Origin of the sequence: uncultured Gimesia sp., assembly GCF_963976445.1 — a bacterium.
Classification (GTDB): Bacteria; Planctomycetota; Planctomycetia; order Planctomycetales; family Planctomycetaceae; genus Gimesia.
Map to the genome: position 1 here is coordinate 112,625 of NZ_CAXBKP010000015.1, position 16,368 is coordinate 128,992.

Below are 16,368 nucleotides of genomic sequence, written 5' to 3' on the forward strand. Positions count from 1 at the left end.
ATTTCCCTGCCAAAAAAGCCGACGACGTCGCCTGTTACTTGAGTTTCGGTTAGAATAGGGCTTTGACCATCACGGCCCCTTGATCAACAGGAATTCGAATCCCATGCAAACATCGACCGCCGCTCGCTCCGTTCTACGAACATTTTTTTCTAAATCACATATGTCGTTGTCGGCGGTTTTGCTGGCCATCTGCTGTTGTGTTCTGGCGTCCCCTGTGTACGCAGCCGATGATACTCCGATCAAGCATTCGTTTCTGGGGGTCGGCAAAGCCAATCAGGCAGTCATTGTCGGCGAGGATGGGAACGTAGAATGGAAATTCGACATGCCGGCGAGTGATGGCTGGGTTCTACCAAATGGCAATGTCCTGCTGGCTTTGTATGGAACCAAGGAATTCCCTAACGGCGGCGTGATCGAAGTTGATCGAAAAACGAAACAGATTCTGTTTCAATACAAAGGTCGCCAGAAAGAAATCAGCACCGTACAACCCTTACCCGACGGCACGTTTCTCGTTGCCGAGTTGGGGCCGGAACCGCGTGCCATCGTCATCAACCGTAGTGGCGAGATCGTGAAGACAACTCCCTTACAGTGCCAGAAACAAAACGCGCATATGCAAACCCGCATGCTGCGCCTGCTTCCCAATGGCAATTATATCGCCCCGCATCTGCTTGACTTCGCAGTCAAAGAATACAAGCCAGATACCGGCGAGGTGGTTCAAGTCATCGCCACCGACGAACGAGGTCGCGAGAAACGGGACTGGCCTTTCACAGCCATCCGCTTGAAAAACGGTAACACGTTGATCGCCTGCACGAACGGAAATCGCATCATCGAGACAGACGCCGCTGGCAAGATTGTCTGGAGCGTGACAAATGAAGATCTGGGAGAGCCGCTGTTTCAAGACGCCTGCGGTGCGCAGCGATTACCAAACGGCAATACCGTGATCGCCAGCTATCGCACCAAAGGAGATCAGGTGAAATTATTCGAAATCACTCCGGAAAAGAAAGTAGTCTGGCGTTACTCCGGAATGAAGTCCGGGTTTCATCACTTCCAAATCCTGACCACCAACGGCAAGCCGATCAAAGAGAACACCTGGAAATAACCGCCGCGTCCTCGTCTGGCACATGTGGCGTTAGACGCTACTGCCAAGAAACCACTGGCTGACTTTCAGCACCGCGTATCAGAAAACCCCGGAATTGCGTAATGCGCGACTCCGGGGTTTTTCCATTGGCAGAGATCAGGATTCAGGGGGCCGGTTTCATTTTTACTGGACAAGACCTCTTAGCGTGCTTCTGAAAATAGTATTCCCGTGGAAATTTTGATTTCTTTATTTTAAAGAGGTAAATCACTCAAGTTGGAGACGTTTACCTAATAGGGAATCATTTCTTATTCATTTCCACTGGTATTCATCCATTCTATTGGGCACATGCTTACGCCCGTGAAAACCCAATCGTTTGTAACAGAAATTCAAACGACACCTGAACGACCAACAATGTAGTTGGTCCAAAACGTCATTGATCAAATTATATAATTTATGAAAGTGAGAACACTATGAACAAAAAGCCGCTCGTGATTCGCAATCGAGGATTTACATTGATTGAATTGCTGGTCGTCATAGCCATCATTGCGATTCTAATCGCATTACTACTTCCTGCTGTCCAGCAGGCGCGCGAGGCAGCACGTCGCAGTACCTGTAAAAATAATCTGAAGCAGATTGGGCTGGCGCTTCATAACTATCATGACACGCATCGGGCATTCCCTTTTTCATATCAAGGGGTATCAAGTGGTGCTCCCAATACTGGTGCTACCAATGGCCTGGGGATTGCATGGGGAACTTATATTTTACCATTCATGGATCAGGCTCCCCTGTACAACCTGATTTCAGGACGTATGTTTGGCACCACCGGAAACGGGGCAGGCATCCATTGGCAAAGCGATACGACGGCGACTGTTGGTACGACAACTTTGGCGAAAACAGTGATCCCTGCTTATAACTGCCCTTCTGATCCCATGTCCGGAATCAATGTGGACCGAGGTTCGTATGGCAAATCAAACTATCTTGCCGTGGTCGGCACTGACTGGGATGGAAGTGGCCCCATTACCGGCGGAGCAACGACGACATACCAGGGTGCTTTTTATGGAAATTCAAGCACCAGAATCCGTGATTTTACTGATGGTGTCAGTAATGCACTCATCGTTGGCGAACGTACCACTAAGGGGGCTGCCAATGGTGGGATCTGGATTGGTGCGAGAGGAACACGTTCCGACAATGGTTTGAGAACATCGTCTGCAGGTTCGTTTCTGATCAATAATGCGGCGGCCACTGATGGCGCTGCCAGTAGTACGCACGTCGGAGGTTGCCACTTTTTATTGGGTGATGGTCGCGTGCGGTTTCTCAGTGAAAATATGAACTCGGAGACATACGAGTTGCTCGGTTTGATCAACGATGGAAAGGTCATCGGCGAATTTTAAGCGTGTTCCCAGGTTGATTGAAACCATTGCCGAATCAAGACTGGTTCCATTCTCAACTCCGGTATCTCAATCAAAACACAAAAGAACCGCGGGAATCGTCCTGTGGTTCTTTTTTTATAGGGTACATGATTCACTGCCAGGACAACCGCCGTGACAAACAGGATTGAGGTAGCCTCGTTATTATCCTCTAAAGCAAAACAAGTTCAGCAGAATTTCGTGGTAGAAAAACACGACAAAAAATGCCGCGGGTAAATACTGAGAAAACAATCACAGGCCAGGCGTGATATTAGAGATTGTTTTTACAGGAACATCCTGCCTGGGGCGTACAAAACCAGTTTGGGAACGGTTCAGATTTTTTAACGACCACGAAAGGCACGAAAGGATTTCTGCTGCATTGTGATTGATCAGCGCTGCTTAAACCACGCCGAACGGGATGGGGCCTGATTTCGCTTTTACTGGATCGGCCTCTTTGTCGTTCATCTATCGGAAAATCACCTGCTGTTTTTCAGTCGGCGCATAAGAAAACCCCGGAACTGCGAAAACGCGATTCCGGGGTTTTAAGTGGCGGGGACAGGATTCGAACCTGCGACCTCGAGGTTATGAGCCTCGCGAGCTACCGGGCTGCTCCACCCCGCGACATGGGTCCTTAAAAGGACAATTTAAGAGCAGTTTAAGCTTGAAGCAACACCTTATAAAGACGTTACTTAAATGTTTAAAGCCTTAAATACAGTAAGCAGATACTGTTACTGTGTCCGAAGATTATAGACAGGTCCCGCGCGTTCGTCGAGTAACTTTATCTAAATTCCCTGAATTCGGTCCCAATAACGTCGGATCTGGCGTCAATGTGGGCCAATCATTCATATTCCCACTTCAGGAACCAGGGATCTTTGGTCTTTTTCTGCCATGCTTTCAGTTTATTCTGCATGTTCGTCAGGGTTTCCTGATGTTCCGGCTCAAAGGCCAAGTTCTTCGATTCGTAAGGATCGATCGATAAATCAAACAGTTCGTGCTTGGGCCGATGCAGATAGGAGTAAACCGTTCGCTGCCCGAACATTTTGTCACCCCGTTTTAATACCCCCTGCCAGGTAGGAGACCGATATAAATCGGATGCGAAGGGGTAGGGAAGTTCGTGGGCAATGTTGAAGATGTATTTATACTTCCCACTCAGAATCACCCGCATCGGATAATACATCGTGATTTCATGAAAGGTGTGCGATGCGTAGCTTTCGTCAAACTCGGGAGCCTGTTCTTTCCCGACGGCACTCAAAAAAGAACGGCCGTGGAATTTATAGGGACCTGGTTTGCCTTTTCCCAGCACGCGTTTGCCATTGTTCTCCACAGTCCGCAGAGGAGGCACTGGCTTTGGTGTCACATCACAATAATCCAGAATCGTGGGAGTCAGATCGGCCCAAGTGACGAGTGCGTCGGTCGCGATACCGTGCTTCTTCTGCGAAGGATCACGAACGATTAAAGGTAAGTTCATGCCCGGCTGATACAGGTTCGTTTTGGCGCCTGGGAAGGGAGGGCCATTATCGCTGAGGAACATCACGAGTGTGTCTTCCCAGTGGCCGGTCTCTTTCAGGGTGTTGATCAGTGAGACAACCCCCTGGTCGAGTCGGGAGATGGCTTGATAGTATTCGGCCAATTCTTCCTGGACTTCCCGATGATTGGGCAGCCAAGGTGGAACCTGGATCTGTTCTGGCTTGTAGGTAATCGGAGTCACGCCGGGGTAATGATCGGGGTCATCATTGAAATTGGAATAACCGTCGGGGCCACCGCCACGATGCGGATCGCTGCTGCAGTAGTAGAGAAAGAAAGGCCGGTCGTCTTCTTCGGTGATCCATTCTTTGGCGTTCGCCGCCATCCGGATTGAGTTCCGGTTTCCCTGAACTCCTTTGTTGCGATACTCCTGAAACTGATAGACGTATTCGGGCGCCAGATGATATTTGCCGATCGAACAGGTCCGATAGCCGGCTTCTTCTAAGAGGATCGGCAGCGATTTCACCGTAGCATAGGTACTGAAATGATTGTAGCCGTGCGCGTGTCCGTAATGGCCGGTGGCATGGTTATACAGGCCCGTCATGATGACGGAGCGACTGGCAGAACAACTGGCGGTTGTGCAATGGGCTCGAGTAAAGCGAGTTCCCGAGTCGGCCAACATGTCGATGCCGGGCGTTTTGATGACCTTGTTTCCGTAACAGCCGGCCTGAAAGCCTTGATCATCGACGACAATTACCAGAACATTTTTCTGCTTCGCAGTGGCAGACGCCGGTTCGACAGAAACGAACAACAGCAGACAGAGCATTCCGTAGAGACATCGATACATGGAGTTGCTTTCTCATTAGGAAAGAAAAGGCGGGAATCGGATGAATGATTGACCACATGGCTAGGAATCGATTCTAATCTCCACGAGGACCAATCGCAAATCGGCAACTGGGAAAGCAGGGGAGTTTATACGAAAGGTGCAATTTCGGTCAGGACTGGCTTGCGACAGGGGGGATTCCTTTCGATAATTAAGTAATTCTTGATGAGTCCGCTCTTCCTGCCTGAGCCGAAAAGTCGGCTGACAGGGAGCCAATAATACTGATATCAGAATGAAAGCAATGACTATGACAACTTTGAAACGTGTCGCGACGATGTGTGCCGTGCTGATGGCTGTTTCCGCCCTGAATTTTGCAGCAGCCGAAGAGGGCAAGTTGAATCAGCCTCCCGAAGGGTTTAAGGCGTTATTCAACGGTAAAGATTTAACTGGCTGGAAAGGTCTGGTGGGCAACCCCAAGACCCGTGCCAAAATGAGCCCTGAAAAATTAGCGGAAGCACAGAAAAAAGCTGATCAGAGCATGCACGATCACTGGAATATCGTGGATGGTATCATTGTCTTTGATGGCAAAGGTCAAAGTCTGTGTACCGCAAAAGACTACAAAAACTTTGAAATGCTGGTAGACTGGAAAATCAAGAAAGATGGGGACAGTGGCATTTATCTGCGTGGATCACCACAGGTTCAGATCTGGGATACCGCGGTTAAGGCAGCCAACGGCGTTGGTTCCGGCGGATTGTACAATAATAAGAAGAACCCCAGTAAGCCTCTGCTGACAGCAGATAACCCGGTGGGTGAATGGAATACGTTCCGGATTAAAATGGTCGGGGAAAAAGTTACGATCTGGTTGAATGGCAAGCTGGTCGTGGATAATACGACTCTGGAAAACTATTGGGAACGCGACAAACCAATTTATGAAACCGGCCAGATTGAATTACAAAACCACGGAAATACGCTTTATTTCCGCAACGTGTTTATTAAAGAGCTGGATTAGTCTCAATCCAGTTTGAAATTGAATAAGAAGAAAGCGTAGAGAGTCGGCTCTCTGCGCTTTCTGTTATATTACCGCTGAATTATTAACGAAACTTCACTTTATGCTCTCATCGGATGCACCACTGACTGACCCGACTGCGCTGGCTCGCTTTGGCAAACTGGAAGTGGTCACGCGTCTGATCGTCGAAGGCTTTATGATGGGGCAACACAAAAGTCCTTATAAAGGGGCGAGTGTAGAATTCGTGGAGCACCGGCAGTATTACCCGGGTGATGAGATTCGGCACATCGACTGGCGGGCTTACGGCAAAACCGGAAAATACTACATCAAAGAGTTCGAAGAAGAGACCAATTTACGGTGCTACCTGTTACTCGACTGTTCCGGCAGCATGGCGTACGCCGGCAAGACGCTCAGTAAGTTTGATTACGCACGTCAGTTGGCAGCCGCTCTGGGATATTTATTATTGAGCCAGCGTGATGCGGTCGGCCTGATTACATTTGACAAATCGCGGCGAGATTTTATTCAACCCTCGGCGAATCCAAAAAACTTTGGCCAGATGATGGAGATCCTGGAGAATGCTAAGCCACGACATGAAACGGCTATCTCCACGGTCTTGAATGAAGTACAGCCCTTAATCAAACGCCGCAGTCTGGTGGTCTTGATCTCTGACTGTTTTGATGAGCCGGAAGCGTTAACGACCACCTTAAAACAGTTGCGACATGACCGCCATGAAGTACTCCTGTTTCAAGTGGTGACCCCGGAGGAAGAAGAGTTTCCATTCAGCAAGCCGACTCAGTTTCGTAGCCTGGAACGCAGCGGCCATCATCAACTGGTTGATCCCCACCAGTTACGAGCCCGTTATCTAGAACAGTATCAGAAATTCTGTGACACATTGTCCCGGCAGTGTGGCTCGGTCAAGGTGGATTATCTCAAGTATCGGACGACCGATCCCTATCATCTGGCACTCGGTGCCTTTCTGAATCAGCGAACGCGACCCGGACGAAAGTGATTGATTGAAATCATGTCAGGCGAAAAAATCCCCATTAACCGGACCATGGTCGGCTTGATCTCGATTGCCTGCCTGCTCACGGCAGGTTATCTGCATCAGTTTGTGACCATCGAGCAGTTCGCTCAGAAAGTGGCGGCCACGGGTGCGTTCATGCGCGTGGGACTGCTGATGTTTGCGTTCTGGCTGGCATTACCCACTCGAAAACGCGAAGCGGCCTGGGCGAATGTCTCTCCCTGGTTTTTTGCGGGGTTGATGCTGGCCGTTGTTGGAGTCGCTGTTCGTCCCAAAATTGCCGTTCCGCTAATCATTGTCTTTGCCGTCTTTGGGTTTGTGCTGCGGCCTCGGAAGAAGAAACGCGCTCCACGACGCTGACGGTTTACAGAGCAATGGAACCGATTCAGCTTACATCGGGCTTTGAGCACGGCTCACTGGCTGCACCCGGATATTGGCTGGCAGTTTGCGCGGTGCCTCATCGCTGGTTTGCGTGATTACATCAATCGGCTGCGGTGGCTGTAGACGAGAGGGAGCCATTTTGTTTTGACGCGCTTTCCCATCAATATAAACGCGGGCGGCCACTTTGAGCAATTGCGGACGACGGAGAGGAAGCACCCCTTCCAGACGACCTGCGATTCGTTCGACCCAGCCTGGCTGGCGTTCCATGGCCAGCGACATCATGTGCATGAAGATCGAGACTTCTTTAAAATTACGATCCAGAATCACATTACTGACGGGAGCCAGAATCTTGGCAGCCATCTCAACGGTTTGAGAAGGGAATGAAACATACATCGTGACCTGATGCGAGACCGAGTCCAGTTTTTTGTCACTGCCAGAATAAAATTCCGTCTGCAGATGCAGTAATGCTTTGGCAGAAATCGGTTTTGCAATCAGTGGACTTTTATAAACACCCGAGCAGAGCACCATCGTTTCTTTCGGTGTCTGGTGGATGACTTCCAGTGTGCCCAGGGTTCCGTCGCCAGCATCGACTTCATAGGAGTAAGGACCGGTCTGCCACATCTGGAATTCCGAAATTTTCATCTCTCTCCAGATACTCACGACGACATCGGGATGTGCAATGAAAAATGCATAGGCACTGTGGTTCACTTCAAGGTGTATCTTGGGCAGTGTCCGAAACATGCTCAGGTCTTTTAGAACATGTTCGGCATTCGTGCGGTTCGCAGGAGTCAGCTGATCTAATGGCAACTGTGCCAGACAGGCTTTTCGTGACGCACGCGTGGATGATCCTTTCGACAGCATTGAAATCAGATCTGCTTCGTCGGGAACTCTGATTTGCTGATCAACAGGTTTTTGTTCATGTTGAAATTCTGCCAGCTGCCGATCAGTGTCTTTGAGAAGATACCGATCGGCAGCCGACTTCGTCAGGGCCGGGCTCTGGCCATCGCGCTCGTTGATTTGTGCTTGTTGAGCTGATGTTGTGAGAACAGGAACTGTAATGGTGCTTGCGACAGTAATTACCAGGATCGTCAGTCGCTGAATCAATTGTGTCTTATCCATTTTCATCATGTGAAGACCTGTTTCTTTCCGCTGTCAACTTATGTTGTCTGGGTAATGTACCTGTTCTGATCGTACTGGTTACTAACGCGAGGGCTCTGAGGCGGAAGGGGCAAGCGTTGGGCCTTCCTCCAGAGTAGGCTCTGTTTTCGCTTCATTTGGAAACGGATCAGGCGGCACAAAAGTCGAAGGTTCGGGAAGAGGGATCAGGTCATCATGAGCTTCACTGTGAGTCTCATGCTGGCTACTGTAGTCGGTAATTGGTGTAGCACTGATATAGTGTGGGCGGCAGTCACTGCAGCAGTTACACCACCAGCGGTTGAATCGAGAGCAACACCAGTCTGGTTTGCCAATACGCGACAAGTCCCAAGTGGGACGATAGAAGCGGTCTGCATAAATATGTGTGTCGCTGACATCATCGATCACATTATAATAGAGATTGCTGGCCTTAAAACACTGGCAGCCTGAGCTCACTATTAATGGCTGGATCATGACTATGCAGACAAATGCTGCGCGCATTCGCGGTTTCCTCCCCCGTTTGAATGTGACAATCCTTTGTCACAGCAGTTCCAATGCTGACCGGCATCATGCTGATCACCATCAGTTGTACCATCGCCTGTACCTAAGGATGATCGGCTATCGTCGACGGGAAACTTTATCGATTATCCTGAATGATCCGGTTATCAGACTGTCGCAAAAATGGGACTGCTATTTGACTTGGAAAAGCGAGAAAAACCCTTCATTTACGAAGCAATCATTCTGGAGACGCAGTCGACGATGACAGTCAATTTTACTTGTGACACGAAGCAATATTGCGATTTTGCCTTAGTCGATTAATATTGGATCAGCAGATAGCAACATCAACTTTGAAATGAGGTTTCCAAAATGTGCTGTGATTTAAAATGCAAGGGAGGGTTATGCCTGTTGTTGAGTACGCTATTCATGGCGAGTGTGGGAGCAGAGGAACCAGAACGAGGAACGCCTTGGAAATATCATGTGATCGACCAGTCTTCCCGGGGCGCCGATGGAGTGAAACTGGCTGATGTTGACAGAGATGGTTTTCTCGACATTACCACGGGTTGGGAAGAAGGTGGCCTGACACGCATCTATCGCAATTCGGGTCCTGCTCAGGCGAAAGCTCCCTGGCCCGCAGTGACAGTAGGCACAACACCTCATGTGGAAGACGCCGCCTGGATCGATCTGGCTCGGGACGGACGCCTGGCAGTGGTCAGTTGCTGTGAAGGAAAAACGCGTGCGATTTTCGTACACTGGCCTCCTGCGACTACGAAGCCCTTTGAAAATCGCTGGGAACAGGAAGTGCTACCCGCATCAAAAGATCGGATGATGTGGATGTTTGCCATTCCCGCGCGTCTCAGTCACGATTCACGCGGGGGATCGGAACTGGTGGCCGCCGGTAAAGGGCCTGGGGCACAGATTGGCTGGTTTGAGTCGGCAGCGAACCCGCGCAATCTGGCGCAATACAAGTGGCACGCAGTTTCTCCTGCAGGCTGGATCATGTCGTTGTTTGCGCTCGACATGGATGGTGACGGGGATCTGGATCTGTTAACAACAGATCGTAAAGGGAAACTGCGCGGCTGTCGCTGGCTCGAAAATCCGGGTTTCGGTATGGTGTTGCACGCGAAGCAGTGGAAGAATCATTGGGTCGGCGGACAGGATCGGGAAGTGATGTTCGCACACGTGGCGGACCTTGATCAGGATGGCTTCCGTGATATTCTGGTCGTGACCCGAGTACCGGATGAAGTACTCTGGTTCCGTCGTCTGGATCAAAGGGGACTGAAGTGGGAGAAGCAGGTAATTCCTTTTCCCGCCAATACAGGACACGGCAAAGGAGTGGCGGTCGGAGACATGAATTTGGATGGACAGCCTGACGTGGTCGTCAGTTGTGGAAACGCAGATCCTCCGAAATCGGGGATGTTCTGGATGAGCTATTCTAAAGACGGATCAAAGGGGACCTGGCAAACGCATGAGATCAGCGGGCCGCGGGGAATTAAATTTGATCGGATCGAACTGCTGGACCTTGATGCGGACGGCGATCTGGATGTAATTTCGTGCGAAGAACGGGACCAGAAAAAAGGGCTGGGTGTGTTCTGGTACGAAAATCCCGTTAAATAGAATCGACGTTAAAAGGAAAAGACTTCGCGTTGCACCGCTTCAAACAGACGCCTGAGCCAGACGTAACCCAGCGCACGTTTGCCGCAGTCAATTTGAGGGAGTACTGAGGCACCGGGACGCAGCCCTTTGATCGATTCGTGATCCAGCTTCACCGTAATTTGCACTGTGGGTATTCCATCCTCATCCGGCTCGGCCGTGGCGGCAATGGTTTCGATCGTGCCTTGATACGTCTGATCCGCATCGGTTAACAGCAGGAACGAAACGTGGAGCGGGCTTTTACTCTGCCGTTGTGCTTCGAGGACATGGCCAATTTCGGAATCGGGGACTTGCATTTTCAGGATCCAGGGGCCTTTCAGATCGGCGACCGTTAATAATCGCTGACCACGCTGCACAGGTCGGGCCAGCAGTTTTTCCTGTAAATCCCAAGTCAGGACTTCACCGGGAAGCGAGCTTTTCAGCGTCAATGCATCCTGCTGCTGTTTAAGTAAGGCCCGTTGATCGGATAGACTTTTCAGGCGTTCATTCAGTTCTTCCTGTTCGGCGGTCAGTCGATTGGCCTGCTGTAAGGCATTGGCGTCGGTTGCATTCAGTTCCAGTCGCGCTGCCTGAATAACCGCTAGACGTTTTTGAGCGGTCTGTATTTCTCCCCGCACACGACTGAACTCCAGTTCCAGATCAGAATCGCGTAGTACGATCAAGGTCGTGCCGGCTTGAACCTGTTCGCCTTGATGGACGAGAATCTGATCGACGATGCCATCCGCCGTCGCAAAAACATTTTGCTGCTCGACGGGCTGGAGTGCGCCGGTGCCTTCGATGGTAAAGTCGGCGGGAGTGAAAATCAGAATCATACAGATCAGTGCCAGGATCAGACCAGTGGCAATCAGATTGCGCCACGTCATCTGTTTTTTACGGAGTGGCGAATGCGACCAGTGTTTCAGAAATGGAAAAAAAGGAAAACTTTCGAACTGCAGCGCATTATACAAGGCGGTTCCCCCGTGCCGCGAGACAGCAAGCGCCCGATCCAATACTGTATTACCCGGCGTCACTTCATGAAACTGCTCAACAACGATCGCACCGATTGTGAGTTCCTGCGCATCTGGTTGATTCTGTTGCCGGGATTCCGGTGTTTTGTCTGACGCTTCTGCGGTAATCTGCTGTAGCGGAAAAATCATCAAAGAACGTGAAGAGGCCAGATCGAGATACGCGTGTAAAGGCTCGGTAATCTGTGGCGGATATTTTTTCTCAGCTTCCATGATCCAGTAGGGGCGGTTCAGCGATTGAATACAGCCAACCAATGCTTCCAGACGTTGGACCGACTCAGAGCGACGTTCGATCGCGTCGACGCCGCTGGCAGCGATCAGGCGATAAGTGGCACCGGTTCGTTGCAGGACCGAAAGCCGATCGCAGTTGACTAATATTCGACCTTCATTGGCGATGATATATGCGGTTTGTTGTGAATCTAAATGTAAATGCACGTGTTCCGAAAAGCGTTCGAACTCTTCCCACAGCGATTCGAGTTCCTGTAGTTTCTGTAATTGCTTGTGCTGACAGTAGTCTTGAGAAATTTCACACAAAGTGCTGATAAAACGAAGATAACCATCCTGTGCAGCAAAGGATTGAGGCGGCTGGTGTACGACTTCTAGAATGCCCATACATGGTGCGGGATGACCTTCAACGGCGACCGGGCACAGGATGAGATTTTCATTCAGCGGATTTTTACCCTGATGTTTTTCAGATAATCCGGAACGAGCTGGAATCGTCACCGGCCGATTTTCCTGCAAGGCTTCACTGAGCAATCGGCGATGTTGTTCGATTTCCTGCGGACTGAGGGGCGACTTGGGATTCGTTTCCGGGTTCACGCCAACAGAGTGCAGAATCTCCCAATTTCCGCTCGCATCGGGAACCCACAAAATCCCCCCTAAAGCAGACATGCCACGCACGGCGCGCGCGAGCAACTCCGTGTAAAAGGTTTGACTTGTAATCTCGGTACGGGAGAGTTGAGCCAGCCCTAAAACCAGCTCTTCTATTTCCTGCCAGAGATTCTCTATGGAAGAGGATTCATCGGTCGACATGTGATTCAAATGAATGAGGGTTTCAGAAAGACGTTTCCAGCATCAACCGGGGCAACATCCCGGCGGAAATCCAGTTGTGTAGCATCCTATCACAGGAGTGAGACCTGTACGCGGATTGAGTCTCGAAAAGCGATCAGGCTTCCGAAAGTAATTAGTGTACAACTTTAAATCGTTGCGCAGTTTCTCTGATCGATTCCTGCCCGAAAATACGAACCCAGAACAGCCTGTAAGCAAATAGGCAGAAAAGGCAGCCTGCGAAGCACTGGCCGCGAGCACCGGTTATCCGATTATGCGGAATATTCCGACTGTGCCGAAATTTCACTTTGGGAAGAGGTGTTCGAATGCCGATGAGTTGAGAGAGTATCTCCCTTTTTGTGTCAATGGTCCTATCTGACCAAGGTTTATCGATGAACTCTTTCATAACCCGGATGAAGCTTCTGTTAGCGGCAGTCGTCATGCTGGGCCCAGGGTGCAGCCATTTTCTGGATCAGAATTCGCTGCAAGATGAATTCGTGGAAAACGAAGAAACCTATCAGCGCGCCCTGACAGAAATTGAATACCCTAATGTGGATGAAGTCGATGAGGGAGATACGATTGGCACACAGGCTCCTGCCATGATTTCCAGTTCAGCAACACCCGATTATTGGGAGCTGACACTCGAGCAGGCCATGAATTTGGCGCTGCAGAACTCAAAAGTTCTGGGTGATGTTGGCGGAGTTTCCTTAAACACGCCTGCTGCCCTGCATACGAAATATGATCCTGCGATTACGGAAGCCGACCCCCGCTATGGTGTGGAAGGTGCTTTAAGTGCCTACGATGCGACACTCTCTGCAAGTACGTTTTTTGAGAAAAATGATAAGGCACTGAATAACGTCTTCTTCGGCGGGGGAACACGTCTGTTACGACAGGATGCAATGGTCATTCAAGCGCAATTAACGAAGCGTGCCATGACCGGGACCGAATTTACGTTACGTGATTACATTGATTACGACGCGAACAATTCTCCCGGCAACCAGTTTGCACATGCGTACCAGAACAATATCGAAATGGAATTTCGTCATCCCCTGTTACGAGGTGGCGGCATCGATTTTAATCAACTGGCAGGTCCGAGTAATACGCCTGGTGTCATCAATGGCGTGATCATTGCTCGAATCAATACGGATATCAGTCTGGGTGAATTTGAAATCTCAGTCCGTGATCTGGTGAGTGATGTTGAAAATGCGTACTGGGATCTGTACTACGGCTACCGGGATCTGGATGCAAAGATTATGGCCCGCGATTCCGCGTTAGAGACCTGGCGAAGAATTCGAGCGTTATATGAAAACGGGCGGCGTGGCGGTGAAGCCGAAAAAGAAGCGCAGGCCCGCGAACAGTATTTCCGCTATCAGGCTGAGGTCGAAAATGCATTAAGCGGTCGGCTGCTGAATGGAACACATACCAACAATGGCAGCCAGGGTGGTACATTCCAAAGTAATCATGGTGTGTATGTCGCGGAACGTCGTTTACGAATGTTGTTGGGAATTCCCATCAATGATGGTCGTTTAATTCGCCCCGCCGATGAACCTTCACTGGCACGTGTGGAATTTGACTGGGAAGAAACCCTGGTCGAATCGCTGGATCGTCGTCCAGAAATCCGCCGCCAACGCTGGCAAATCAAAAAACGGGAACTGGAACTACAGGCGAATAAAAACTTCCTGATGCCGGAATTAGATTTGATTGGCCGCTATCGCTGGCGTGGCTTCGGTCGCAATTATCTGGCCGAGGGAAATGATACCGGACGCTTTGACGGCGCCCTGAACAACCTGTTTGATGGCGATTTCCAGGAATGGCAAGTGGGACTGGAATTATCGGTACCCCTGGGGAAACGTCAGGCACACGCGGCGATGCGTCATGCAGAATTACAATTGGCCCGCGATCGCGCTATTCTGCATGAACAGGAACGAACCATCGTACAAAGCTTAAGTAATGCCATTGCCGATGTGGATCGCGCATATTCCGTATTGCAAACGACCTTTAATCGTCGTCATGCTGCCAGACAGGAAGTCGCGGCTGTGCAGGCGGCTTTTGAATCAGATAATGCGACGCTGGATCTGCTACTGGAATCACAACGCCGCCAGGCCGAAGCGGATGGCAGCTATTACCGTTCTCTGGTCGAATATTCTCTGGCAGTCAAAAATGTCCAGTTCGAAAAAGGCTCTTTGCTCTCTTACAACAATATTTACCTGGAAGAGGGACGCTGGCCTAAGAAAGCATATACGGATGCTGCCGAGCGGGAACGTCTGCGGGGCCGTATCCGAACAATGGCTCAAGCGCCGTCCTATTCCGGCAACTTAGATCAGGGAGTCTTTCCTCAATTACTAATTCCCGGTGATACTCCCAATAACCAGCCACAACCAGCTCCGGAACCAATGCCTGAAAATTTTGTCCCTCCGGTACCCGGTGTGACTGGCGAATCTGCCTCTGTGCAATCCTTTGAAGAAAATATTCGCTCGATCGATTTCAACGAGCCATCTGAACCTCAGAATCCGATTCAGAATCTGGAAGGGACACAGAACAGTTATGAACCTGTGCAGCGATTTGAATCACAACTTCCTTTAGCTCCGGCGCGGGAACCAAATTTCCGGCCCGAATTACAGGACGCCTTTTATGGTACGGAATTGACGACTCCGGTCGCCTCTCCCCCTGCGAATGAGCGGTCAGAACAAAATTTTCAGCCTGTCCTGAGCCCCAATGGCCCCCCCAGTTTGAGATCCGCACGACAGAACCAGACCCTGGAATTTCCGGTCAGAAGCGATACACGCGGGCAGGACCCGTTTCAAGGAGTTCGAAACTCTGGCCCTCGCTGGGAGCCCGTACCGATTCCCGAAACAAAACGCCGAAATATAAGGGACTTTTCCAATCAAGTACGACGTTTTCCCTTAAAAGAGGCTGAATAGCCCCCTCTGAAAAGCACCGGTATTTCTGCTTGAACCGGGATAGAGTCGCCACCTGGCGTCCTGAAATCCTGGTCAAACCTCAAATTTTCACTAAAAATACTGTATCAGTGTTACTTGCCCCACTTTCAGGATTGATATAACTTAAGAAGTAGCAGTATAGTTTAGCTAGATGACTCTTCTGGATTCTGGCGTGAGGCAAGAGACATCTCATTTTGAGATGTTCTTTTTTTCATTGAGACTATAATAATACCAGTGTGTCTTGCTGACAGGTTGTTTTCACGCAAGACATGAAACCTATTTCTTTTTTCCATTACAAGGAGAAACAAACAATCGAAACAACGCAGAGACTTAATGATCAGATTCGGATTACTCCGATACGGGTCATTGATCAAGACGGGGAGCAATTAGGAGTGATTCCTACCGCAGACGCTTTAAAGTTAGCTATGGATGCAAACCTTGATCTGGTTGAAGTCGCATCTGACGCAAAACCCCCAGTCTGTCGAATTATGGACTATGGCAAGCTGAAGTATGAGCGTAAAAAAAAGACCAGCAAAAACACGAAGCAACATCAGGTCCAGCTCAAAGAAATTCGGATGCGTCCGAAAATCGGGAAACATGATATTGAGTTCAAGCTGAAAAGCGCCCGCAAATTTCTGGAGCAGAAAGACAAGGTCAAATTCAATATCATGTTCCGTGGTCGTGAAAATGCGCACCATGAACTGGGACGAACCATCCTGGGAGGCATTCAGGAACAACTTACCGAGATCGCGAAAGTAGAGCAGGCTCCTACAATGGCCAGCGGTCGGAATATGATTATGGTACTGGCACCCCGTTAATCGTCGCCTTCTTTCAACGCGATAAACGGATCAGAACTGGAACTCGAATAAGAGGATCAACCCTATTCGATCGCGTTGCGCGCGGTTCACTGCATCGAC

Annotated in this window: 12 protein-coding genes and 1 tRNA gene; 8 read left to right on the top strand and 5 right to left on the bottom strand. The window is 50.0% G+C overall.

Annotated features, from left to right (window positions below; genetic code table 11):
* Window positions 1–103 precede the first annotated feature (103 nt).
* Both AAC022_RS16880 and AAC022_RS16885 read left to right on the top strand, forming a co-directional pair.
* A complete protein-coding gene (locus AAC022_RS16880; RefSeq protein ID WP_339732884.1) occupies window positions 104–1,096 on the top strand; it encodes a hypothetical protein in 993 nt (330 codons plus the stop codon).
* A 449-nt stretch (window positions 1,097–1,545) separates the two neighbouring features.
* A complete protein-coding gene (locus AAC022_RS16885) occupies window positions 1,546–2,466 on the top strand; it encodes a DUF1559 domain-containing protein (RefSeq protein WP_339732886.1) in 921 nt (306 codons plus the stop codon).
* Between the two features lie 562 nt (window positions 2,467–3,028).
* Here AAC022_RS16885 and AAC022_RS16890 read toward each other — a convergent pair.
* Both AAC022_RS16890 and AAC022_RS16895 read right to left on the bottom strand, forming a co-directional pair.
* Window positions 3,029–3,102, bottom strand: a tRNA-Met gene (locus tag AAC022_RS16890).
* A gap of 217 nt (window positions 3,103–3,319) precedes the next feature.
* Entirely contained in the window at window positions 3,320–4,792 is a 1,473-nt protein-coding gene (locus AAC022_RS16895; protein WP_339732888.1) for a sulfatase, read from the bottom strand.
* A gap of 277 nt (window positions 4,793–5,069) precedes the next feature.
* Between AAC022_RS16895 and AAC022_RS16900 the strand changes: the two genes are divergently transcribed.
* The 3 genes from AAC022_RS16900 (at window position 5,070) to AAC022_RS16910 (ending at window position 7,155) form a co-directional block, all read left to right on the top strand.
* Window positions 5,070–5,777, top strand: a complete 708-nt coding sequence (locus AAC022_RS16900) for a DUF1080 domain-containing protein (RefSeq protein ID WP_339732891.1) — start codon at window positions 5,070–5,072, stop codon at window positions 5,775–5,777.
* Between the two features lie 100 nt (window positions 5,778–5,877).
* Window positions 5,878–6,783, top strand: coding sequence for a DUF58 domain-containing protein (locus AAC022_RS16905; RefSeq protein WP_339732892.1), 906 nt, complete (start codon window positions 5,878–5,880; stop codon window positions 6,781–6,783).
* Window positions 6,784–6,795: 12 nt separating this feature from the next.
* Complete coding sequence (locus AAC022_RS16910) at window positions 6,796–7,155, top strand: hypothetical protein (protein ID WP_339732894.1); 360 nt, start codon at window positions 6,796–6,798, stop codon at window positions 7,153–7,155.
* A gap of 30 nt (window positions 7,156–7,185) precedes the next feature.
* Here AAC022_RS16910 and AAC022_RS16915 read toward each other — a convergent pair whose 3' ends face one another.
* Window positions 7,186–8,304, bottom strand: coding sequence for a hypothetical protein (locus tag AAC022_RS16915; protein ID WP_339732896.1), 1,119 nt, complete (start codon window positions 8,302–8,304; stop codon window positions 7,186–7,188).
* A gap of 72 nt (window positions 8,305–8,376) precedes the next feature.
* Entirely contained in the window at window positions 8,377–8,811 is a 435-nt protein-coding gene (locus tag AAC022_RS16920; protein ID WP_339732897.1) for a hypothetical protein, read from the bottom strand.
* Between the two features lie 366 nt (window positions 8,812–9,177).
* On the opposite strand from AAC022_RS16920, the gene AAC022_RS16925 reads away from it, so the two are divergent.
* Entirely contained in the window at window positions 9,178–10,425 is a 1,248-nt protein-coding gene (locus AAC022_RS16925; protein WP_339732900.1) for a VCBS repeat-containing protein, read from the top strand.
* 8 nt (window positions 10,426–10,433) lie between these two features.
* Here the strand turns inward: AAC022_RS16925 and AAC022_RS16930 are convergent, their stop codons facing one another.
* Window positions 10,434–12,497, bottom strand: a complete 2,064-nt coding sequence (locus AAC022_RS16930) for an efflux RND transporter periplasmic adaptor subunit (protein WP_339732903.1) — start codon at window positions 12,495–12,497, stop codon at window positions 10,434–10,436.
* 407 nt (window positions 12,498–12,904) lie between these two features.
* On the opposite strand from AAC022_RS16930, the gene AAC022_RS16935 reads away from it, so the two are divergent.
* Window positions 12,905–15,433: a TolC family protein gene (locus AAC022_RS16935; protein WP_339732906.1), complete on the top strand. Its 2,529-nt coding sequence runs from the start codon at window positions 12,905–12,907 to the stop codon at window positions 15,431–15,433.
* Between the two features lie 287 nt (window positions 15,434–15,720).
* Window positions 15,721–16,269, top strand: coding sequence for a translation initiation factor IF-3 (gene infC, locus AAC022_RS16940; protein ID WP_339732909.1), 549 nt, complete (start codon window positions 15,721–15,723; stop codon window positions 16,267–16,269).
* The last annotated feature ends 99 nt before the right edge of the window (window positions 16,270–16,368 follow it).